At 64.4% G+C, this 21,067-nt stretch carries 21 protein-coding genes and 1 pseudogene; 8 read left to right on the forward strand and 14 right to left on the reverse strand.

All coding sequences use genetic code 11. The features are described from left to right. The 8 genes from tagH to tssA are packed head-to-tail and all read right to left on the reverse strand — an operon-like array spanning position 1 to position 8,844. Positions 1–1,449, reverse strand: a complete 1,449-nt coding sequence (gene tagH / locus EN862_RS29960; RefSeq protein ID WP_127868520.1) for a type VI secretion system-associated FHA domain protein TagH — start codon at positions 1,447–1,449, stop codon at positions 1–3. Beyond that, positions 1,446–2,513 (reverse strand): type VI secretion system baseplate subunit TssG, encoded by a 1,068-nt coding sequence (tssG, locus tag EN862_RS29965; protein WP_127868519.1) that lies wholly within the window; start codon positions 2,511–2,513, stop codon positions 1,446–1,448. The genes tagH and tssG overlap by 4 nt, the downstream gene beginning before the upstream one ends. Beyond that, a complete protein-coding gene (gene tssF / locus EN862_RS29970) occupies positions 2,477–4,351 on the reverse strand; it encodes a type VI secretion system baseplate subunit TssF (RefSeq protein ID WP_127868518.1) in 1,875 nt (624 codons plus the stop codon). Before tssF ends, tssG begins: the two co-directional genes overlap by 37 nt. Position 4,352: 1 nt before the next feature. Further along, complete coding sequence (gene tssE, locus EN862_RS29975; protein ID WP_127868517.1) at positions 4,353–5,105, reverse strand: type VI secretion system baseplate subunit TssE; 753 nt, start codon at positions 5,103–5,105, stop codon at positions 4,353–4,355. Continuing rightward, positions 5,092–5,568 (reverse strand): Hcp family type VI secretion system effector, encoded by a 477-nt coding sequence (locus EN862_RS29980; RefSeq protein WP_127868516.1) that lies wholly within the window; start codon positions 5,566–5,568, stop codon positions 5,092–5,094. Before EN862_RS29980 ends, tssE begins: the two co-directional genes overlap by 14 nt. A gap of 46 nt (positions 5,569–5,614) precedes the next feature. Then, complete coding sequence (tssC, locus tag EN862_RS29985; protein WP_095819690.1) at positions 5,615–7,120, reverse strand: type VI secretion system contractile sheath large subunit; 1,506 nt, start codon at positions 7,118–7,120, stop codon at positions 5,615–5,617. Positions 7,121–7,123: 3 nt separating this feature from the next. Then, a complete protein-coding gene (gene tssB / locus EN862_RS29990) occupies positions 7,124–7,660 on the reverse strand; it encodes a type VI secretion system contractile sheath small subunit (RefSeq protein WP_127868515.1) in 537 nt (178 codons plus the stop codon). A gap of 5 nt (positions 7,661–7,665) precedes the next feature. After that, positions 7,666–8,844, reverse strand: a complete 1,179-nt coding sequence (gene tssA / locus EN862_RS29995) for a type VI secretion system protein TssA (RefSeq protein WP_127868514.1) — start codon at positions 8,842–8,844, stop codon at positions 7,666–7,668. 330 nt (positions 8,845–9,174) lie between these two features. Here tssA and tssH point away from each other — a divergent pair, with 330 nt between their 5' ends. Both tssH and EN862_RS30005 read left to right on the forward strand, forming a co-directional pair. After that, positions 9,175–12,003, forward strand: a complete 2,829-nt coding sequence (gene tssH / locus EN862_RS30000) for a type VI secretion system ATPase TssH (protein WP_127868513.1) — start codon at positions 9,175–9,177, stop codon at positions 12,001–12,003. Between the two features lie 226 nt (positions 12,004–12,229). Then, complete coding sequence (locus EN862_RS30005) at positions 12,230–12,634, forward strand: host attachment protein (RefSeq protein WP_127868512.1); 405 nt, start codon at positions 12,230–12,232, stop codon at positions 12,632–12,634. A gap of 180 nt (positions 12,635–12,814) precedes the next feature. Here EN862_RS30005 and EN862_RS30010 read toward each other — a convergent pair whose 3' ends face one another. The 5 genes and pseudogenes from EN862_RS30010 to EN862_RS30025 form a co-directional block, all read right to left on the reverse strand. Beyond that, entirely contained in the window at positions 12,815–13,291 is a 477-nt protein-coding gene (locus EN862_RS30010; RefSeq protein ID WP_245519736.1) for a plastocyanin/azurin family copper-binding protein, read from the reverse strand. A gap of 165 nt (positions 13,292–13,456) precedes the next feature. After that, the gene (locus EN862_RS37450; RefSeq protein ID WP_281035866.1) at positions 13,457–13,585 is read right to left on the reverse strand and encodes a hypothetical protein; all 129 of its coding nucleotides are present in this window, start codon (positions 13,583–13,585) and stop codon (positions 13,457–13,459) included. Positions 13,586–13,628: 43 nt separating this feature from the next. After that, a complete protein-coding gene (locus EN862_RS30015) occupies positions 13,629–13,901 on the reverse strand; it encodes a hypothetical protein (protein ID WP_127868511.1) in 273 nt (90 codons plus the stop codon). Positions 13,902–13,953: 52 nt separating this feature from the next. Continuing rightward, a complete protein-coding gene (locus EN862_RS30020) occupies positions 13,954–14,781 on the reverse strand; it encodes a universal stress protein (RefSeq protein ID WP_127868510.1) in 828 nt (275 codons plus the stop codon). Positions 14,782–14,884: 103 nt separating this feature from the next. After that, positions 14,885–15,417 (reverse strand): annotated as a pseudogene (locus EN862_RS30025) (flavin reductase family protein). 144 nt (positions 15,418–15,561) lie between these two features. Between EN862_RS30025 and EN862_RS30030 the strand changes: the two are divergent. The 6 genes from EN862_RS30030 (at position 15,562) to EN862_RS30055 (ending at position 20,095) form a co-directional block, all read left to right on the forward strand. After that, positions 15,562–15,762, forward strand: a complete 201-nt coding sequence (locus tag EN862_RS30030) for a hypothetical protein (protein ID WP_135879546.1) — start codon at positions 15,562–15,564, stop codon at positions 15,760–15,762. Next, positions 15,719–16,171, forward strand: a complete 453-nt coding sequence (locus EN862_RS30035) for a phasin family protein (protein WP_245519737.1) — start codon at positions 15,719–15,721, stop codon at positions 16,169–16,171. The genes EN862_RS30030 and EN862_RS30035 overlap by 44 nt, the downstream gene beginning before the upstream one ends. A 70-nt stretch (positions 16,172–16,241) precedes the next feature. Then, positions 16,242–18,056 (forward strand): alpha/beta fold hydrolase, encoded by a 1,815-nt coding sequence (locus tag EN862_RS30040; protein WP_127868509.1) that lies wholly within the window; start codon positions 16,242–16,244, stop codon positions 18,054–18,056. Between the two features lie 15 nt (positions 18,057–18,071). Then, entirely contained in the window at positions 18,072–18,446 is a 375-nt protein-coding gene (locus EN862_RS30045) for a cytochrome c (protein WP_245519738.1), read from the forward strand. Between the two features lie 47 nt (positions 18,447–18,493). Further along, positions 18,494–18,919, forward strand: a complete 426-nt coding sequence (locus tag EN862_RS30050) for a DUF3775 domain-containing protein (RefSeq protein WP_127868508.1) — start codon at positions 18,494–18,496, stop codon at positions 18,917–18,919. Between the two features lie 186 nt (positions 18,920–19,105). Continuing rightward, entirely contained in the window at positions 19,106–20,095 is a 990-nt protein-coding gene (locus EN862_RS30055) for an alpha/beta hydrolase (RefSeq protein ID WP_127868585.1), read from the forward strand. Positions 20,096–20,140: 45 nt separating this feature from the next. On the opposite strand, the gene arcC is transcribed toward EN862_RS30055, so the two are convergent. Beyond that, positions 20,141–21,067, reverse strand: coding sequence for a carbamate kinase (gene arcC / locus EN862_RS30060; RefSeq protein ID WP_127868507.1), 927 nt, complete (start codon positions 21,065–21,067; stop codon positions 20,141–20,143).

Below are 21,067 nucleotides of genomic sequence, written 5' to 3' on the forward strand. Positions count from 1 at the left end.
TCACTCCTCTTCATATGCATCCCTGAAGTCTGCGCCGATCTCGCCCAGGAAACTCGATTCCGCGCTCTGGGCGATGTCGCGATGGCGTTTCTGATAGAGTTCCCACAGCTTGGCGTTGCGCCCGCCGGCGAGCAGATTGCCGATCGCGGAATTGGACTTGAGCTCTTCCTCGATGGCGGCCGGATCGAAACGGTCGATCATGCGCCGAAGTGCTGCCTGCACGCCGCGCCAGGCGCGCACGTGATGCTGCGCGAGATCCTTGACAGCATCGCTGATCGCCGCCTCGCCGGAGAGAAAGCCGGGACTGCGTTCGGCGATGATGGTGACGATGACGTCCTCGACCGTCGGCAGGAATTTCAGCGGGTTGACTTCCGAAGACCCGACCACCGTCTGTGCGACGCGCGCGCTGCCCTTCTCTTCGGCGCGCTTGCGCAGGAGCTGCATCAGGCCGTCGAGCATCAGGCGGTACTCACGGCCGAATTTCTCCATCTCGGCGATCGCGTCGCGCCCGGGAAAATCGGCCTCCTCGACGCCCATGCCGCGCAGGAATGCCGCGCGCAGGGCCATGTCGCTCGGCGCGGGCTGCGTCGGATGCGATGGCCTCGGCGCGGGAGCAGGGCGAGATTGCGGGGGAGCGGACGCCTGCGCTGGTATCTCCCAGGGACGGGCCGCCTTCGGCTTCTCGGCCGGCCGCTCGTGGCGACCGGCCGCATCGGAGCTGGTGCTGGACGCAGGCGTCGCGGCTGGTCCGAAGCTGAAATCGTCGAAGCCGGGGGCTTTGGGCGCGGGCTCGGGCATGTCGTTGCGCGCTGGCATGTCGCTAAAGCCGAACGGGTCCGCTCGGCCGGTGGCGAGCTCGTCGTTCGAGCTCGGCGTCGCCACCGGATCGAGGCTGAACGGGTCGTCGAAAGCTGGCGAGCTGCGCTGGTTGGAAGCGCGATCGTAGGCTCCGGGCACAGGTTGCTCGAATGGATCGGGCAGTCCTGCCGGGCGCGGCCGCTGCGGCTCCTCCTCGGCCTTGGCCGAGAAGAAATCGTCGCCGCCGATACTGGCTGGCGTCCGCGATTGTGGCGACGACCATGCCGGCGCGGCGTTGGCGATCGGTGCCTGACCGATCGAGGTGTGGCCGGCGCCCGGCTGGATCTCGACATGGAGCACATAGTCGCCCATGCGCAGCCGCATCCCGCTTTGCAGGCGGGTCGACCTGCCGGTTCCGAGCGGGCTGTCTGAGTCGTCGATGAACAATCCGCTGCTCGACGTATCGGTGACATAATAGCCGTCGCGCCCGCCGCTGATCTTGCAATGGGCGCGCGAGACGAACATGTCCGGATCGTCGATCCGCCAGCCGGCATCGGCGCTGCGGCCGATCACCAACTCGCCCTCGTCCAGCCGGGTCTGCCTGACCACCTGCGAGCGCGGGCCTTGTTCCAGGGTCAGCAGCAGGCTCATGCGGCTGCCTCCGCCATGTCGGGCCGCCAGCCGACGATGGTGCGCAATCTCAGATCGTCGGCGTCCCCCTTTTCGGCGGGGCGTGAAAACCAGGAGGTCCGACCGAGCTGGATGGTTCCCATTTTAGGCGGTGGCACCGCCTCCCGCGCCAGCACGATCCTGAGATCGACGTCGAGCGCCTCGCCGATCATGTCGCGCACCGCCTGCTTGAACAGCGCAAGGCGCCGTTCTCCGGGCAGGAACGACTTGAAGTCGTCAAGGCTGAGCGGACCGACGCGCAACTCGATCCGGCTCTGCCGGCTGAAGACGCGCGGGCCGATTGTCGCGCCGCTGCCGAGCGAGGCATAGGCCTTGCCGATACGGCTCTGCAGCGCCACCGGTATGGCGATCCAGGCGGCGACGAATTCCTTGATCTCAACCGGTACCTTGAAGGCGGTGGCGAGGAACAGCGTCAGCCGCTCGGCGCCGTCGACCTGGTTGGCCAGCGATCCGGCCTGGCGCAGCCGCACCGTGTCGAGCTCGGGATCCTGCGTTCCGGGCAGGCCGATGCCGGCCATGGCTTCCAGCATGGCGCGCACGCGCCCGCCGACCGAACGTTCGACCTGCACCGCCGGATGCGCGTCTGCCCAGGCGCGATAGTAAAGTGCGATCATGCGGTGCTGCAGGATGTTGACGAAGTCGACGAAGGTCGTGTCGCTGGTCTGCTCGGCGTCGGCGCCGGTGAACCAGCGCTGCGACAGCCGGTCGAGCACCCAGCGCGTCAGATGCAGCGGCATTGGCCCTTCCGGCCCGAGCAGGCCGAGATTGGCGACGGTCACCCGCGCCGGAGCCTTGTCGCCCGCATCCTGGAATTTGACCACGTCCCTGGCCGAGAAGCTCAGGCGCACATGCTGGCCGAGCCTTGCCGGCTCCCGCTCCGCGGTTCCGGAATGGCCGAACAGCCCCCGCCGCTGCTCCAGGCGGCGCAGCAGCTCGAAGAAATCATACCCGTCCGACAGCGGCTCCGCTTCCGTTGGGGCCGGTTGCGCTAGATCAGGTAGCGATTGCCGGGCGTCATCGGCCATGGCACATCCTCCTGCTTCTGCAGCAACCGCGTGCGGGTCCGCACGAAACCGTTTATGCCCGCATGGCGGGCGAACAGCCGCGCCAGCAGGGCCGAAAGCAGCAGTGTGCTCTGGCCCGCCAGCACCGACTGGTCGACATGCAGCGTCACCTCAGTGCCGCGGCCGAAACACATCGGCCCGTCGATCTGCAGCCGCTCAATCACCGGGCGCGAGTCGATGCGGGTGATCGAATGCACGTTGCGGGCAAGGCCAGGATCGCCGCGGTCGGCATAAAGGTCGAGCAGCGCGTGCAGCGGATCGACGCCGCGGCCTTCCTTGGCGAGGCTGAGGAAGTTGAGCGAGAGCTGCGCCACCAGCCGCCAGGCGAGATTGTCGGCGCGGGATTCGCCTTCGGCGCCTGCCGGCAGCGCTGCCGGGATCGCCGGCTGCGGTGGTCGCAGCGCGCCGAGCAGCCGCACTGCTTCCACCGGATCGGCGGTCTCCAGCGTCAGCGTCGGCGTGTCGTCGAGGATCGGCAGGTCGCGGTTGGTGCAGAGCGCCATCACGTCGAGCCGCTTCAGCGGCCGGTTCGCCGGGCTTCCCGCCGGGCGCGAGACCGCGAGAAAAACGTCGTCGCCGGTATAGGAGGTGCGGGTCAGGCCTTCGCGCCGTTCGTCCTCCGTCGCCCGGCGCGGCCGCCGCTCGGTCGAATAGACCCAGCCGCTGCCGCGGTTCTGCCCCAGGCTGAACAGTTCGGGAATGACCGCTTCGCTGCCTTCGGCGTCGGCGTCTTCCACTCGGGTGACCCGGAAGATCTCGAAGTCGCGCGCCCTGGTACGGTCGGCGTGCAGCACCTGACGCGTCCGGCGCGGATCGATCTCGACGACGTTGCATTCGCGTTCGAAGAGATTGATGATCGGCGTCGCGAACAGCTCGAAATCGGCCGCCGTCACATCGGCGAGCTCCGGTACCGGCCGCCGGAACAGGAAGATGATCTCCATTGCCCCGTCGCACTTGCGGATCACCGGCAGCAGGCCGGCGACCCGCACATAGTGGAAGCGCTCGGGGATCATGAAATACTCGCGCAGCAGCCGGTATCCCTCGAAGGTCGGGCGGGTGCGCGGCATCAGCGCTTCATCGTCGTGGATGCCGATCATTTCGGGCTCGGGCAGGGCGGTGAGCGGATTGGTCTTGCCTTCCGCCCGCGCGCCGACGGCCGAGCAGGCGCCGAAGATCGCGTCGAAGATGAGCGGCGCCTTGGCGCGTCCGGCGAAATAGAGGTCGAGGCGCTCGAGCGACAATTCGCTGAGCTTGCCTTTTCCGGTTCGGGCGAGGGCGATGCGGAACGCCGCCTCGCCGCGCGCGCCGCCGACCGGCGTGATGCCGGCGGCGGCCAGCGCGCTGCGATCCTGGAAATAGCCGACCGAATTGATCGCGATCGGCCACAGCGTGACCTCTTGCGCGGTGGTGAAGGTCGAGCGCGTCGAGAGTCCCGGATGCAGGCCCGAGACCAGCCGCGTGCCGCGCGCGACGGCGTGGCCGGCGATCATCGACTGCACCTGCTGGCCAGGCTTCAGCACGGCCATTGCCGTCGCCGGCGCCGGCGTCACCAGGTCCGGATAGAGCACGTCGAGCACGGCGCGCGAGAAGCGCGAGCGCTCCGCGTCGACCTTCAGCCGCGTGCGCGCCGCCAGAAAGGCCACGCCGTCGAGCAGCCTTTCCACATAGGGGTCGGGGCAGGGGACCGTATCGAGGGAAAGATTGCGGGCGACCGCCGGATGCATGTCGGCGAATTCCGCGGCCAGCGCCCGGATGTGGGTCAGTTCTTCTTCGTAATACTCTACGAAGACCCGATCCATCTCAGGTCTCCCGGAATTCGGTTCGCGCCAGGCCGTTGTCGAGATTGATCGTGGTGCGCAGCCGCATGCGTTCCGGCGTCGGCGTCATGATCAGCACCGCGTCGATCTCGATCTTGAGGCCGACGCTCTTGTCGCCGAGCGTGACGTTCACTGTCGTCGCGCTTTCCTTGAGACGCGGCTCGAAGGTGGCGAGCACCGCGCGTATCTCGCGCGCCAGCGTATCGCGGTCGAAATCCCGCGACGAGCGGCCGGAGAAGGAGGGCACGCCGTAATTGACGACGCTGCGGCGTACTTCCGGAAAATCGGCGAGCGGCGGCAGTTCGTCCAAGGATTGTTCGTGCTCTGCATCGGAAAGCATCGGCACGGACTCGAAGCGCTCGGTGTTGAACAGCGCCTCGATGTCGCGGCGCACGGCTTCGCGCAGCACGCGCGCCGACACCACCACGCCGCGGCTTTCGATTTCGGCGCGATGCTCGGTCTGGAAGACCAGCCTGTGCAATCGCCGTTTCTGCTCGGCCGTAAGCTCGGGATCGGCATCGATGCCCCGGGCGCTGCCGGCAAGAAGAGCCTCGACGCGCTCGGCGCCGAGTTCTTCATCCAGCAGGCGACGCAGCCCATCGATCTCCGACGTCAGCCCGGGCAAATCGTTGACAAGGCGGTCCCAGAGGGAGGGCTGGACCGCCTCGCGCTTTGCCCGGGAGCTGCCGGCGAGCTGCGCCTTCGCGCCGGGCCGCTTGACCTCACTTGCCGACATAGACGTCCATTTCGATCTCGTCGTCCTTGTTGTAGACGAACTTGATCTTCTTGTAGGCGAAGCTGACCTCTTCCTCGATCAGGTCTGGCTCGTCGGGCGCCTGCCGCATGTCGTATTCCATGATCGAGGCGTCGGTCAGCGTCACCACCAGATAGTCGCTGGTTTCGCCATCGATCGTGCGGCGCGCCGAAAACACCACCTCGTCGAGCGCCTTGTTCTCGAACAGTGCCTTCTTCAGATAGGGCGACGACTTGTCGTAGTGCTTGACGAATTTGATCATGCCCATCGATACGCGGCCGCGCCGCGACAGCGAGTTCGGGTCGTAGGGCGCGATCATCTTGTAATCGACGCCGTGGATCTCGATCTCGTCTTCATGGCCGTCGCGTTTGCTCGGGCCCTTGATGTCCGGGACTTTCAGGAAGCCGTCGATTTTCGTCGAGGGCGCATCGGTTCTGTCTGGCATTGTCTTTCTCCACCGCTACGAAACAAGATGACTTTGCTTAACGATTTCAGCCCTTCACCGACGGCAGTTCCGACACCAGCCGGAGCGAGGCGTTGATGCCTTCCAGCTGGTAGTGCGGACGCAGATAGAAACGGGCATTGTAGTAGCCGGGCCGGCCTTCGACGCTGTCGACCTGGACCTCGGCCGCGGCAAGCGGGCGTTTGGCGCGCGCCTTGTCGTCGGCAAAGGCAGGGTTGGCCAGCACGTACCGGTTGATCCATTCGGTCAACCAGATCTCCATGTCGGTGCGTTCCTTGAACGAGCCGATCTTGTCGCGCGCGATCGCCTTGAGATAATGCGCGAAGCGCGAGACCGGGAACAGGTAGGGCAGGTTGGCGGAAAGCCGCTCGTTCGACTGCGCGTCGGGATCGACCAGGCGCCCGGCGCGCGTCTCGTCGTCCTGCAGCGAATGCGCGCCGATGAAGGCCGCAAGATCGGTGTTCTTGCGGTGCAGGATCGGCATCAGGCCGAGCTTCGCCAGCTCCGCCTCGCGCCGGTCGTCGATGGCGACCTCCGTCGGGCACTTCATCGCGATCGAGCCGTCATCGGTCGGGAAGGCGTGCACCGGCAGGTTGATCACCGTGCCGCCATTCTCGACGCCGCGGATCTGCGTGCCCCAGCCATAGAGCTTGTGGCTGCGGTTGATGTTAACCCCCATCGGGAAGGCGGCATTCATCCAGACATATTTGTTGTGGTCGCCGCCCACCTCCTCCTCGAAGGTGAAGCCCTTCACCGGAACGGTCTCCGAACCATAGGGCAGGCGCGCCAGCACGCGCGGCATGGTGAGCCCGATATAGCGGGCGTCCTCGCTTTCGCGCAGCGACTGCCAGGAGGCATAGGCCGGGTTGTTGACGATCATCTGCAGGTCCTGCGGGTTGGGCAGTTCCTGCCAGCTGTCCATGCGGAACAGCCGCGGCGAGGCAGCGGCGATGAACGGCGTATGGGCCGAGGCGCAGACGCCGGAAATGTTGCGCAGCAGCCCGACGTCGCGCGGATGGTTGGAGAATTCGTAGGCGCCGATGATGCAGCCGATCGGCTCGCCGCCCAGCATCGAATACTCGTCCGTGTAGACCTTCTTGAAGATCGGGCTCTGGTCCCACATCTGGCCTTCATAGTCCTCCAGCGTGTCGGCCAGCTGCTCCTTGGAGATGTTCATCACGCGGATCTTCAGCTTGGTATCCGTCTCGGTGTTGTTGATCAGGTACCAGAGGCCGCGCCAGGTGCCTTCCATCTCGCGCACTTCGGGCGCATGCAGGATCTCGTTGACCTGCGTGGTTAGCATCTTGTCGATGCCTGCGATCAGCGACTTGATCGACTTGATCGCGTTGGACGAGATGGTTGTGGTCTCGGAGCGCGATTGGGCGGCCAATGCCAGATTGCGCACCAGCTGCTGCAGCTTCTCGCTGTCGTCCTTCTTGACCTTGAAATCCTTTTCAAGGAGTCCGCTGAATTCGCCGAGATCGATGGCTTCCGCCTCGGCGGTGGCGGCTGCGGTCTTTTGCTGTTCGGCCATGACTTACTCCTCGCCCTTGCCGTCATCCATCGCCTGGCTGGCGATCTTGCTCAGCAGCGGCTCGTTGTTCAGAAGCTGCGCAATGCGCTTTTCCGCGTCGACGCGGCCGTCCATGAAGCCCAGCAGCTCCTCTAGCTGGCGGCGCATCTTCAGGATCTCGGCCAGCTGCGGGACCTGCGCGGCGATCTTGTCTGGCGCGAAGTCGCCCATCTTGGAGAAGGTGAGGTCGATGGCGAGCTCTTCGTCCCGCTCCTGCCCCTCGGCCTGCGGCAGCGTGTTCTTCACCCGCGCCTTCACGCGCGGCCCCATCGCTTCCATGAATTTCGGGAAGCGGTTGGCGTCGGTTTCGACGAAGTTGCGGTCGAGGACCGATTTCGACGCTTCCTTGGTCTGTGAAGCGCCGGAAAGGTCGGCCATCACGGCCATGACGAACGGCAGTTCTATCGTCGTTGGGCTGCCGTAGGTTTCGACGTCGTAGGCGATCTGCACGCGCGGCGCGCGGTTTCTTTCGATGACCTTCGCTTTGCTCTCTGCTGGCATGCTGGTTACCTTTCATCCTTCTGGGCCGGCTTCTTGAGATCCGGGACACCGGCAAGCAGCCGGAATTCCTTCAGCCCCGACGGGGCGAGATCTTCCATCAGTTCCACGAAATCCATGTGCACCATCCGGCGCACCCGCCGGGCGAGATGCGGGATGGGGCTGGACGGCTCGGTGCGGTCGTAGAAGGCGACGACGAGGTCCAGGCATTTGACGACTTCGTCGCGCGAGTTGATCCGGTCCGGCAGGCCGGCGCTCGCTTCCACTGGGCTTGCCACACTTGCCATCGGCTCGGCTCCATGACCGTTTCGGGCGGGCGTCGATGCCGGCTGCGCCGGCTGTGGGGAGGTTTTCGCGGCACCATTCGCCACTTGGGTGCCCGCGCTGGAATTCCGCTCCAGCGTTGTCAGCAAACGCTGCAGGAACTTCTTCAATTCCGGGACGGTGGCGCCATTGCCTTCGATGCGGGCGTTGAGCGCGACGTCCACCGCCTCGAGAGCGGCGATCGCGGCACGCGCGTCGGCCAAAAGCGACGTCATCGCGTCCGCTGCTTGATCGATCTGCGCCGCGCATCCGGTCCGCACGCGGTTCAGCAACTGGTTGTGGGCGCTCGTCAGCGCCGCCTTTTCGGCGGTCCCGAGACCGGAGGCTGCCTCCTGGAGCATGACGCGTTCGTCGAGCGCTGCCTGTTCCAGGTCCCGGCCACTGATCGGCCCGATCGCGCGCGGGGAGAAGAACACCGCCTGCCTGAGGTTCGCCAGCAGGCCCTCCTGGCCGTTTTGCAGATCGAGCAGCGCATTGATGCGGCGCAAGGCGGCGTCGCGTGGGGACGCGCCCGGCCGCAGCGCAGGGTGCATCGTGTCCCAGTACTGTTCGAAGGTCTTGGCGATGAGCGTCAGGCCCTGGGCGAGGCCGGCCAGCCCTTCCTCGTTGGCCAAGGCCCGCGCAACGATGACCAGCAGCCGCAAATCCCGGCCGCGCGGCCGCAATTCCTCGGCTTTTTCCAGTACGGCCGTCCAGTCGACCGGACTGGATTGCGAGGTGGGCTTGCTGTTGCCGTCATGAACGACTTTGACCTGTGGCTCGGTCAGGCGCTCCAGCTCATGAAAGGCCGGGTCGTTGCGCAAGTCCTCTCCCGACGGATTCGCACCGTTCAGAGGATTCAGCCAGAGTGCGAGATCAATCACACTAACCCCCAGCCAGCGGCCCTGAGACCCTATGTGACGTAACGTTATCACCGGCCTCGCGCGACGACAATTGAGCACCTGCGCAAAAACTAACGGAAGCTAAACGCAGCCGTTTTCTAGGCGAAACCCATTGCGCGATTGTCGGACCCGGTATGTGAAATGGCTCGCATAGTCCGGACGGCAATCCATGTTTGTTGCCAGGAGTTTGCAAGGCTTGTGTAACCGGGCGGTGCCGCCCGGATGGATTCAGAGGCCCTATCCGCCACGCGGCTTTGTCAAGCAGCCGCTTATATGGCAGGGTATGGTCGGCAGATCGCGGGAGCAGGTTCGATGGAACAGCGCCGGTCATCGCAGAGCTTCAAGCGTAAGGAATTGGTAGCCAAGCTCAATGCCACGGGGGTGCGCGCCTTCAAGGCCGCGGCCGACACGGCCAAGTTGCGCGGCAATCCCTATGTCGAGCTCGCCCATTTCATCCAGCAACTGGTGCTGTCCGAGCGCTCGGATGTGCAGATGATCGTCGCCGACGCCGGACTGGATGTCAGCCGGCTGACGGCCGACATGACCCGCGCCATCGACAAGCTACCCTACGGCGCGACCTCGGTGGAGGAATTCTCCGACCACATCTTCCACGCCATCCAGGAGGGTTGGAACCTGGCGACGCTGGAGTTCGGGGTTGAGGAGGTGCGCAGCGCCCATATCCTGCTCGCTTGTCTGAGGACGCCCGCGCTCGAAGGCCTGGTGTCGAAGATCAGCGCCGAATTCGACAAGATCGATGCCGACGGGGTCATTTCCCGCTTCGCCGATGTCACGGAGGGCTCGCTCGAAGCCGGCTCACCTCCTGTCGCGGCCGCCGCGGAGACACCGGTCAAGCGCGGCCCGGGCGGGGATTCGGCCTTGGCCAAATACGCCACCGACCTCACCCAGCGCGCCCGCGACGGCAAGATCGATCCGGTCGTCGGCCGCGATCCCGAAATACGGCAGATCGTCGACATCCTGATGCGGCGCCGGCAAAATAATCCGATCCTGACCGGCGAGGCGGGCGTCGGCAAGACGGCGGTGGTCGAGGGATTTGCGCTGCGCATCGCCCAGGGCGACGTGCCGCCGACATTGCAGAATGTCTCGGTGCGTATGCTCGATGTCGGGCTGATGCAGGCCGGCGCCAGCGTCAAGGGCGAGTTCGAGAAGCGCCTGAAGGCCGTCATCGACGAGGTCCAGGCCTCCGAGGTGCCGATCATCCTGTTCATCGACGAGGCGCACACGCTGATCGGCGCCGGCGGCGCGGCGGGAACCGGAGACGCGGCCAATCTCCTGAAGCCGGCGCTGGCGCGCGGCGAGCTGCGCACCATCGCCGCCACCACCTGGGCCGAATACAAGCAGCACATCGAGAAGGATCCGGCGCTCACCCGGCGCTTCCAGGTGGTCAAGATCGACGAGCCGTCGGAAGCGGTGGCCGTGCTGATGCTGCGCGGCGTCGCCGGCGTGCTGGAACAGCACCACAAGGTGCAGATCCTGGACGAGGCGATCGAAGCGGCGGTCTCGCTTTCGCATCGCTATATCCCGGCCAGGCAATTGCCGGACAAGGCGGTCAGCCTACTCGACACCGCCTGCGCCCGCGTCGCGATCTCGCAGCATGCGACGCCGGCCGAGGTCGAGGATATCCTGCGCCGCCGCCAGGCGCTGGAAGTGGAGAGCGGCATCATCGGCCGCGAGGCGGCGATCGGCATCGACGTGGCCGACCGGCAGGCCCGTGTCGACGCGGGGCTGGCGGAGGCCGAGACCGCTTTGGCGGCTGCCCAGGCGCGCTGGGATCGGGAAAAGGCTTTGGTGGCAGAAATCCTTGACCTGCGTGCAAAATTGCGCGGCGAGGGTGTGCCGCTCGACGAGGCGGCGGCTGAGGAGGCTGCTGCCGGGACCGAGGGCGGGGAGGGCGCGGCAAAGGCGCCCGAGCAAAAGCCGACTGAGAGCAAGCCCGCAGAGAGTAAGGCTGCCGAGACCAAGAAAACCAAGGCTTCGAAAACCAAAGGGGCCAAGGCCGCGAAGGCCGAAGCGGCTTCCGCCGAGCCGGCGGATGAAGCAACCGACATGGCGCGGCTGCGCGAGCTGATGGCGGAACTTGCGGCCGCGCAAGGCGAGACGCCGCTCATCCTGCCGTCGGTCGACCGCAATGCGGTCGCGGCCGTGGTGCAGGACTGGACCGGCATCCCGACCGGACGGATGCTCTCCAGCCAGACCGAGAAGGCGCTTAGGCTCGCCGCCACCCTGTCCGAGCGCGTGGTCGGCCAGGATCACGCCATGGAAATGATCGCCCGGCGCGTGCAGACCAGCCGCGCCGGCCTCGGCGCGCCGGAAAAACCGGTCGGGGTGTTCCTGCTCTGCGGGCCTTCCGGCGTCGGCAAGACCGAGACCGCGCTGGCGCTCGCCGAGACGCTCTATGGCGGCGAGCAGAACCTGATCTCGATCAACATGTCGGAATTCCAGGAAGCCCATACGGTCTCGACGCTGAAGGGCGCGCCGCCCGGCTATGTCGGTTACGGCAAGGGCGGCATCCTGACCGAGGCCGTGCGCAGGAAACCCTATTCCGTGATCCTGCTCGACGAGGTCGAGAAGGCGCATCCGGACGTGCATGAGATCTTCTTCCAGGTCTTCGACAAGGGCATGATGGACGACAGCGAGGGCCGTCGCATCGATTTCAAGAACACGCTGATCCTGCTCACCTCGAATGTCGGCTCCGATGTCATAATGGATCGGACGAAGAACGGCACCGTGCGCACCGGCATCGACGACCTAGATACCGCGCTACGCGCCCCGTTGCTGAAGGTGTTCCCGGCCGCTTTCCTCGGTCGGGTCGTCACCATCCCCTACTATCCGCTCTCGGACGCGATGATCGAGGCGATTGCCAGGCATCAGTTCGGCAAGATCGCGCGCCGCCTCAAGGCAACCAACGACGCTGAACTGGTGATCGGCGACGGCGTGATGGACCTGGTCAAGGCGCGCTGCACCGAGATCGAATCCGGCGGGCGCATGATCGACGCCATCCTCACCAACACGCTGCTGCCGGAACTAAGCCGCGGCGTGCTCAACCGCTCGCTCGAGGGCAAGAAGATGGCGAAAGTCATCGTGGGCGCCTCGGCGGAAGGATTCACCTACTCGTTCGAATAGGACCTTGCAGCGGGTCAGGGCTCGACCGCGCGACCGTCCTGCATGATGCGACGTTCGTCGGCTTTGATCCCCCGGTGTGATCTACGAGCCGGTCATTGCATGGCCTTGCCCGGCTTTGATCAAGGTCAAAGCGATGCGAGGCTATCCGGGCTTACCTGCCTGGCAACAGCAGTGAAATGATCGGACGGCGCCGGAGTGCTCGGCTGATCCGACCTCGGAGAAACACATGATCGTGAATAACGGCACCCTCGTCGCGGTTACGGATGGCGAGAGCCTGCGGCTGTTTCACAACAAGGGGCACGAACCTCACCTCGACCTGATCGAAGTTGAGGACGCGGTCCTTGAAGTGGCTCACGCCGGATCCGGCGGCAGGCACCGCAGTTCAACCGCCAGTCCGGACGAGTCCCGGCTGGGCGAGGACGACTTCGCCGCATCGATCGCGAGCTATCTCAATCATAAGGCCCGCGAGGAAGCCTGCGAGCATGTACTGGTGATCGCCGATCCGCGCACGCTCGGTGAGATGCGGAGGCATTATCAGCCGCCATTGAGCGCCAAACTCGTCGGCGAGATCGCCAAGGACTTCGTCAAGCACTCCGTGATGTCGATCAAGAGCGCCATAGAAGCCGCCTGACCCGATCGACACTCCGCCCGCCTTGATTGGCATAGGCGCGACCAACCGCTGGAAAGCTTTGCGGCGGCAGACCCGTTGGGCCGCGCTCGGTTGCGATACGCGACGATGTTCTCGCAGCTCGCGACCGCACTGGCTGGGCGAGCACGCCGCGGTTCGTCGCCGGGCGTGCTCGGTGTCGTCTTACTGAACCTTGATGGTGGCCCACATGCCGTTCATGAAATGATCGGGGATGTTGCAGAAGACCGCGTAGAAGCCCGGCTTGAGATCGAGCGTCAGCGAACCCGACTTGCCCGGATCGAGTTCCGAGACCTCGCCCAGATGGCCGGCCGCATCCTCATCGACACGGTTCTCGTTCGAAATATAGGGCAGCGTTGTCTTTTTCGGGTCCGCCACGGGCACGACAATCATTTCATGGACCGTGGCCTGGGAGGTGTTGGTCACATCGAAGGTCACCTTGCCAGCCGGCACGACTTTCTTGTCGACCTGAATCTTCATCATCGCCATGCTCATATTCGCCGGCATGCCCATCCCCATCTTGGCGTCGGCGTTCATGTCGCCGTTCTTGTCCCACAATTTCACGTTGACCGTGGAATCCGCGAAGGCCGGCGCCGCAACAGCCAACGTGGTCAACGCAAGTCCAATTCTCAAAAACTGCATCGTAAGTGCTCCTGTCCGCCGTCCGGCGACCACGAAAGCGGACTGCTTGGAAAGATGGATTGGTCGCAAGCGCTGTCTAGCAAGCACAGCCTGACAACCCGCTGACGACCTCGCTGCCGGTCCGGACGCCCGGTCGGTTGGCGATACCGCCCGGCGGCGGGGAGCTCACCACAGAGAAAAATGCGAGCCCAGGAACACGAGGACCTGGCCGGTGATCAAAGGAATCCTCAACAGGGGACCGTCCTCTCCGCTGTCCTGCACCGGCTGCCCGAGCACGCAGGGATGCGCCTTCAACACATCTCTCCAGATGGTTGGAAAGTCCGACCCCTTGCTTCTTTCAGCATTGCAGGTGTCGACAAGCTTCGCGACGGCGTTTCTCATTGAGCGGCGTAACCTTAAGTGCCTGATTACGCCACATATGAAGGATTTCGACGCGAAGAATTTGATTTCGGTCAATGCGCCGAAAAGAGTCGCTTACAGTGGCCCCCACGCATTCCCTTGCTTGTGGTAGCGATGTTTCACTGCGGTCCATGCGGCCCGGTGGGGCGATTTCCTCTCGCCTCTCGCCGCGGTCGAGATATTCGATGGCGACGGCGCTGCGGATCACCATGCTCTATCCCGCGGCTGCCGCCGTCATCATGCGCGTGCCCAGGCGACCTGCGTCAGCTCGACATCAGCCGGTTGAGCCACACCTCGTCCAGCAACGAGCGGGTAACGCCGCCGAACACCCATTCCCTCAACCGGCTATGCCCATAGGCGCCGGACACGATCAGCTCGGCCTTCACCGAAGCGAAGAAATCGACCAGGCGATTGCTTTCATCATCGGTCGTCTTGATGATCTCGGTGCGCGCCTTGAGGCCATGACCCGCCAGGAAGCTCGCTGCGTCCTTGACGCTGTCCCTGATCCAATCGTCCGGATTGCGATCGACCGCCACTATGGTGACTTCGTCGGCCATGGCCATGAGCGGCAAAGCGTCGGCCACCGCCCGCCTGGCCTCACGCGTGTCCTTCCAGGACACCACGATCCTGCGAGCCGGCAAATCCATAGCGCCCTGAGCCGCGATCAGGACCGGCCGGCCCGCGCGCAGCACCAGCGATCCTGGATCGACCGTGCGGTAGGAGTCGCCCGTCGACGCGCCCTGGGAGGCGCTGGTGACGACGATATCGGCCATGCGGGCTCTCCGGGCCACGGCGTGATCCGGGTTTTCGATCTCGCCGTGCCAGTCCGTCTTGACCGCTCCGGCCACCAGGCCGTCGAACTCGCCGCTCAGGCCGGGCAGGCGGCGTCGGATCTCATCCCGCGACTGTTCCCAGATATCGGCGGCGATCGCCGCGCCCTCCGGCGCCATCGTCACCGGCAACGGAGCATCCGCGGCGCAGAACCCTATCAAGCGGGCGTCAAAGCGCTTGGCAAGGTTCACGCCGATCCGCGTGATCGGTTCGATCGGACCGTCGATATTGAGGTTCAGGAGAATTGATTTGTAGCTCATCGCACGCGCTTTCGATCGAATCCTTTGATGAGCGGAACCCTATGCCGGAAGAGCATGGGCGCCTTGATGTGGATCAAAGTCGCATCCGAGCCGCCCCCGGCTTTCAAGGCATGCGGGATTCGAAATGGATGACCTCGCCATCGACCAGGAAGGTGCCGTTCCCGATGTGATGGATGGTTTTCGGCCTCGGCTGTTGCGGATCGATCCACGCCTTGACGACTTCCAGCACGAAGAGATTGTATCTGTTGACCAGGCGCGTATCGACCACACGGCACTCGAGGTTGGCGAAACACTCGGCCACCAGCGGCGCCGATACCTGTTCGGCGGGAAGCGGCGTGAACCATGCGGTCGCGAACTTGTCCGTGTCCCGGCCGGAACAATTGCCAACTTTCACGACCTTCTCCGCGAGGCCAACGGCTGGGATCGCGATCACGCATTCCCTCGTTTGACGCAAGGCGAAGAATGAGAGGTCATTGCTTGATACGATGCAGGCGATGGTTGGCGGCGCGACTTCCACCATCATGTGCCAGGACATCGTCATGACGTTCGAGCGGCCTTGCCTGGACCGCGTCGAAAGCAGGACGACCGGACGGGTTCAATGATCCGGTAGACCTCGGCAAGCGGCAATTCCTTCATATCCGTCCCTCGCTTTGCATCTGAGGATGGGCTTGTTGTCATGGACTTGTCGCGGGCATTGCCATCGTTCGCCTTGATCAGGGTCAAAGCCGGCATGCCGGGCCGGATTGATCATGATCAATGCCACCTTGCGCCGGACCTGCGATGTTCAAGCAGGACGACCAAAGGGGCTCGTCGATGGCGACTGAAGATTTCCTGCTGTGGGGCGCCGTGCCCTGCCTCGGCTTCATCGCCGGAGCCGCGATCTATTTCGAGCGGGCATCGTTCCGGCGAAGCAAAGGCTTGTCCGCAAGCCACGGCTTTGGACGCCACTCACGCCCGCATCAGCCAAAATCAAGAAATTGAAGCGAGAAGCGAAGGGAAAGACACCATGACGTGGAATTCGGAAGAGTTTCGTTCGCCCGAGCTGTTCCCTTTCGCCCAAACCGGGCAAAAATTCATAAGAGCGGCCGCCGCGATGCAGGCGCATTCGGTCCGCGCGCTGCTGCGCTACCAGATTGAAGGCGTATCCTTCCTCAAGCGGCGCTTCGAGGATGACCTGAAGCTTGTAGAGAAGCTGACCGGCGGCGACGAATTCGTCGATGCGTTCGACGTGTTCGTGAACTTCGTCCAGAACGCCACATCCGACTATGCGAAAGAGGCCGGCAAATTCGCTTCCATCGGCGCCAAACTGGCTTCGGAGACAGCCTGGCAAGTCCGCAAGGAGGCAGAAACGACGATGAACGACATGGCCGCGGCAACGCTTCCCGCCTGAAATGTCTTTGCCAGGGAAAAGCAGGCGCAAACCAGCCGCCGATCGGTCCTCCGTCTGGAGCAGTCATGACATGGTGGAAGATCCGGAGACACCGCAAGGCTCCAGGCGCAATGAGGTGGTGGCCGCGGTCGGCCCCCAAGTGCCGCAGTTGCCGGACGAAGGAACGCCAAGCGTCTATCGCGACGTCGACAGGCTCGCGCATGCCTTGGTGGGCGCCTTCACCGCGGGCGTCTCTCCGGTCAGCCTCCTGCAGGCCTGGCAGGACTGGCTGCTGCACCTGTCGACATCGCCGGGAAAGCAGGCGGAGGTCTCCACAAAGGCGGTCGAGAAGCTCGTCAGGTTCAATGATTTTCTTTTTCGCTGCGGGCTTGGAATGGGGACGGCTGCGCCAACCATCACGCCCTTGCCGCAAGACAGAAGGTTCCAGCACCATGCCTGGCAGACATTCCCCTTCAACGCCATGCAGCAAGCCTTCCTGCTCTCCCAGCAATGGTGGCACAACGCCACCAGCGGGCTTCCTGGAGTAACGAGAAGGCATGAGGGCCTCGTCGAGTTCTACAGCCGGCAGATACTGGATACCGTCTCTCCTTCCAATTTCCCGGCGCTCAACCCGGAGGTCATCGACAGGACCTTGCGGAAAAACGGCGCCAACTTCGTCAACGGCGCCAGCAATATGGTCGACGACCTGATGCGACTGGCCGACGGCAAGCCGCCGGCTGGCGTGGAGAACTTCCGGCCGGGCATCGAGGTCGCCGCAACCTCGGGCGAGGTGATCTTCCGCAATGAACTGATCGAGTTGATCCTTTATGCGCCGATGACGGACACCGTGAAGGAGGAGCCGATCCTCATCGTCCCCGCCTGGATCATGAAATACTACATCCTCGATCTTTCACCGGGGAACTCGCTGGTCCGCTATCTTGTCCAGAGCGGCTATACGGTCTTTTGCATCTCCTGGCGCAATCCGGGTAGCGACCAGGCCGGAGTCTCGCTGGACGACTATCGCCGGCTCGGCGCTATGGCGGCCATGAATGCGGTCGAGGCGGCGACGGGAAGCAGCCGGATCCACGGGGTGGGCTACTGCCTTGGCGGCACGCTGCTGTCGATAGCCGCGTCGGCCATGGCCCGCGACGGCGATCACCGCCTGGCCAGCCTGTCGCTTTTTGCGGCGCAGGTCGATTTCGAAGAACCGGGCGAACTCGGCCTGTTCATGGACGAGAGCCAGATCACGCTGCTCGAGGACGTGATGTGGGCCGAAGGCACGCTCGACCAGCGCCGCATGGCCGGCGCTTTCCAGATGCTTCGCTCGCAGGATCTGATCTGGTCACGCATGGTGCGCGAATATCTGCTCGGCGAGCGCGCTCCGATGAGCGACCTCATGGCCTGGAACGCCGATTCAACCCGCATGCCGTTTCGCATGCAGTCGGAATATCTGCGGCAGCTTTATCTGGACAACGATCTTGTCGAGGGCCGCTTTCGCGTCGAGGGAAGGCCTGTTCATCTGGAAGACATTCGAGCCCCGGTGTTCGCGGTCGGCACCGAGACGGACCATGTCGCGCCGTGGCGTTCGGTATTCAAGCTGACGTATCTCCTGGACACCGACATCGACTTCGTCCTGACCACCGGCGGACACAATGCGGGAATCGTGTCGGAGCCCGGACACTCGAACCGTTCCTACAGAAGGCTCAGTTGCCGCCATGCCGCCATTCGTCCCAGCCCGGACGAGTGGGCAAAAGAGGCGGCCGTGACATATGGCTCCTGGTGGCCGGCCTGGGTCGAATGGCTGGCCGGTCATTCCAGCGGCGAGGTCGCGGCCGACCGGGGCGATGCCTTGGGCACCTTGAAGACGGTTTGCGCCGCGCCCGGCACGTATGTCCTCGAGCGGTAGCTGCGTTCCAGCCGTTTGAGCGAGGTCAAGGCGCGGCGTCCGCTCAAGGCCTATTCAGCAGCCATGAAACGTCGAACAGCGCTCAAGGTTCTGCCGTTTGCAATCGCACTCGCGTCGCCGGTCTGGGCGGGTGACAATCTCCAGGTTGCCTATGGCAAAAGGCTGGTCGAAACAAACTGCGCGCGATGCCACGCAGTCGGCCGGACTGGCCAAAGCACCCATCCTGATGCCCCGCCTTTTCGTCTGTTGCACCGCCGCTATCCGATCGAGGACCTGCAAGAAGCCTTGGCCGAGGGAATCTCCACCGGGCATCCGGACATGCCCGAGTTCGTGGCCTCTCCAGATCAGATCGAGGCGATCATCGCCTATATCGGGAGCCTCGGCCGATAGCGGGGAGCCGCGGAAGAGAGCGCCGATGGCGCAAGAGGAGGTATCGGATGAAACGCGGAATCGGAAGTGAGGAGACAGAGGCCCCTGAGCTGGCAATCTCGACCGGGAAGGTCTGTTTCATAATCGCCAAGGCGCATGGATTCGATGTCAAGGTTGCCGTCACCGAGCCGGACGCGGGCTCCAATCCCACGGACGATGGTGAAATCGCGGTGCTTCAGGACTATGATGATGACCCCGTGCGCGAAGAGCTTGGGTCGCTGATCTCGGATCTCTCCGTCGACGAGCAGATCGACCTCGTGGCGTTGACATGGCTCGGCAGGGATGACGGCAAGGCGGCCGATTGGGACGAGGTTCGCCAACAGGCCGCCTACGCTCACAACAGGCATACGGCCGACTATCTTTGCGGCAACCCGCTGTTGGGCGATCACCTTGCGGCCGGACTGGATGCTCTCGGCCTGTCGTGCCCCGGCTGAACCGAAGTTGATGCACATCAAAGCGGGACGCTTTCGACCGTGCTGGTCGACCCGTCTCTGATGGAGTCCGGACATGAGGTACACGACGGTACTGGTCCGGCTCGATATCGACGGTCAGCCTGGATAGATGAACTTGCTTCCGAGCGAGGCAGGTCAATATCCGCTCACAGCTGGTGGAGCCCTCGCATGAGTCGTATCGGCGGTTTCTTGCTGGTCATGCTTATCGCCACGGTGACCGCGGCCGGTGTCGCTTTCGTGCTTTACAGGAACGAGCTTGGTCGCCTGCGCGACGCCGTCAGCCGAGGCAGCCTGGTCGCCAGGCTCGACATCGGGCCGGTTGAATACGCCGACCGCGGCGCGGGCATTCCACTGCTTTCGATCCACGGCGCCGGCGGCGGCTTTGACCAAGGCCTTGCCCTTGCTTCCGGTCTTGTGGGGGAGGGCTTCCGGATCATCGCGCCGTCGCGCTACGGCTATCTGCGCACACCTGTTCCGCAGGACCCCTCTCCAGCCGCGCAGGCCGATGCGTTCGCGGCGTTGCTCACTGAACTGGACGTTTCCAAAGCGGTGGTCGTCGGCGTTTCTGCCGGCGCGCGGTCCGCGGTCGAGCTGAGCCTGCGGCACCCGGACAAGGTCGCCGTTCTCATTCTGGTTGTCCCGGCCCTCTATTCGCCCACCAGCCCGGTCTCGATCGACGTGGGCCGGGGTAACAGGTTTGCGTTCTGGGCTGTCAACACCGGCGGCGATTTCGCCTGGTGGGCTGCCGAGAACATTGCGCCATCAGTACTCATTCGCTTCCTCGGCGTTCGGCCGGCGCTGGTAGCGGCCGCGCCCCAAGCCGAGACGGACCGTGTGATGAGCTTCGTCAGAGGCGTTGAACCATTGTCGCTGCGCTTCTCCGGCATCAATATCGACAGCGCCCCAGACCCGCATGAACGGCCGTTATCAGAAATCGCCGCGCCGACAATGATCGTCTCCGCGCGCGACGACCTGTTCAACACGCTGCCGGCAGCCGAGTTCGCGGCGGCCAGGATTCGCGGCGCCAAGCTGGTGGTCTACGATACCGGCGGGCATCTTCTTGTCGGGCGCATGCAGGAGGTTCGCACGGCTATCCGCGCCTTTCTGGCTGGCGCGGCTCTGATCCCGTCAACCGATAGCCGTCCGCCGAACCGGTGATTGTCGGCGTGAACGAACGCCGCAGGGGCGCAGCGTCCACCGCGATCAGCTGTTTTGCGCTCCTTGGCCGGGGGCCTCAAACCAGGTGCCGCGCTCGCCCCTGACAATTGCCAGGGCATCGTCGAGCTTGCCGATCGCGGCGGGCTTGCCCGTTGCTTCGGCGAACTCGGTCGCGGCACCGACCTTCGGCCCCATGGATCCGGCCGGAAAATTCTGTCCGGATATCTCTGTCGTGGCAACGTGCCGGAGCGCGCGCGCCTCCGGCGTGCCGAAGCCGGTATAGACCGCATCGACATCCGTCAGCATGAGCAGCATGTCGGCCTTCAATTGACGCGCCAGAAGCGAGCTTGCCAGGTCCTTGTCGATGACGGCTTCGACGCCGATCATGCTGCCATCGTCGCGGGCGATGACCGGGACACCACCGCCACCCGTGCAGATGACGACGACGCCATGTTCGACCAGATAGGAGATCACCGACACTTCCAGGATATCGAGAGGGCGCGGCGAGGGCACGACACGGCGCCATTTGTCTCCGTCGGGCGCAACGGTCCAACCGCGCGCGCCCGCGAGCCGCCGCGCTGTCGCCTCGTCATAGACGGGGCCGATCGGTTTTGTCGGATGGGCGAAGGCTGGGTCGCTCGGGTCCACCTTCACCTGGGTCAGCAATGTCGCGAACAGCCTCTGGCTGGTGAGGTTGCCGAGTTCCTGCTCGATCATGTAGCCGATCATGCCGGCGCTCTCGGCGCCGAGCACGTCGAGCGGGAAAGCGCCGTCGGCCGAGGCCGCCGACTGCAGCGCCAGCAGGCCGACCTGCGGGCCGTTGCCATGCGTGACGACGAGCGAATGGCCCTGGTCGATAAGCGCCGCCAGAGCGGATGCCGCGCGCTTGACATTGCCGCGCTGATTTTCGGCGGTCATGGGCTCGCCGCGCCGCAACAGCGCGTTCCCGCCGAGAGCAACGACGATCAGCAT

This window comes from Mesorhizobium sp. M2E.F.Ca.ET.219.01.1.1, assembly GCF_004016445.2.
Lineage (GTDB): Bacteria > Pseudomonadota > Alphaproteobacteria > Rhizobiales > Rhizobiaceae > Mesorhizobium.

Excerpts from the sequence above, each read along its gene's own strand:
- EN862_RS30040 (WP_127868509.1), top strand. The coding sequence starts at position 16,242 with ATGGTGGAAGATCCGGAGACACCGCAAGGCTCCAGGCGCAATGAGGTG.
- EN862_RS30015 (WP_127868511.1), bottom strand. The coding sequence starts at position 13,901 with ATGGTGATCCGCAGCGCCGTCGCCATCGAATATCTCGACCGCGGCGAG.
- EN862_RS30030 (WP_135879546.1), top strand. The coding sequence starts at position 15,562 with ATGTTCAAGCAGGACGACCAAAGGGGCTCGTCGATGGCGACTGAAGAT.
- EN862_RS30055 (WP_127868585.1), top strand. The coding sequence starts at position 19,106 with ATGAGTCGTATCGGCGGTTTCTTGCTGGTCATGCTTATCGCCACGGTG.
- tssH (WP_127868513.1), top strand. The coding sequence starts at position 9,175 with ATGGAACAGCGCCGGTCATCGCAGAGCTTCAAGCGTAAGGAATTGGTA.
- arcC (WP_127868507.1), bottom strand. The coding sequence starts at position 21,067 with ATGCTGATCGTCGTTGCTCTCGGCGGGAACGCGCTGTTGCGGCGCGGC.
- EN862_RS30050 (WP_127868508.1), top strand. The coding sequence starts at position 18,494 with ATGAAACGCGGAATCGGAAGTGAGGAGACAGAGGCCCCTGAGCTGGCA.
- tssF (WP_127868518.1), bottom strand. The coding sequence starts at position 4,351 with ATGGATCGGGTCTTCGTAGAGTATTACGAAGAAGAACTGACCCACATC.
- tagH (WP_127868520.1), bottom strand. The coding sequence starts at position 1,449 with ATGAGCCTGCTGCTGACCCTGGAACAAGGCCCGCGCTCGCAGGTGGTC.
- EN862_RS30010 (WP_245519736.1), bottom strand. The coding sequence starts at position 13,291 with ATGCAGTTTTTGAGAATTGGACTTGCGTTGACCACGTTGGCTGTTGCG.
- tssE (WP_127868517.1), bottom strand. The coding sequence starts at position 5,105 with ATGTCGGCAAGTGAGGTCAAGCGGCCCGGCGCGAAGGCGCAGCTCGCC.
- EN862_RS30020 (WP_127868510.1), bottom strand. The coding sequence starts at position 14,781 with ATGAGCTACAAATCAATTCTCCTGAACCTCAATATCGACGGTCCGATC.
- tssG (WP_127868519.1), bottom strand. The coding sequence starts at position 2,513 with ATGGCCGATGACGCCCGGCAATCGCTACCTGATCTAGCGCAACCGGCC.
- tssB (WP_127868515.1), bottom strand. The coding sequence starts at position 7,660 with ATGCCAGCAGAGAGCAAAGCGAAGGTCATCGAAAGAAACCGCGCGCCG.
- tssC (WP_095819690.1), bottom strand. The coding sequence starts at position 7,120 with ATGGCCGAACAGCAAAAGACCGCAGCCGCCACCGCCGAGGCGGAAGCC.
- EN862_RS30005 (WP_127868512.1), top strand. The coding sequence starts at position 12,230 with ATGATCGTGAATAACGGCACCCTCGTCGCGGTTACGGATGGCGAGAGC.
- EN862_RS29980 (WP_127868516.1), bottom strand. The coding sequence starts at position 5,568 with ATGCCAGACAGAACCGATGCGCCCTCGACGAAAATCGACGGCTTCCTG.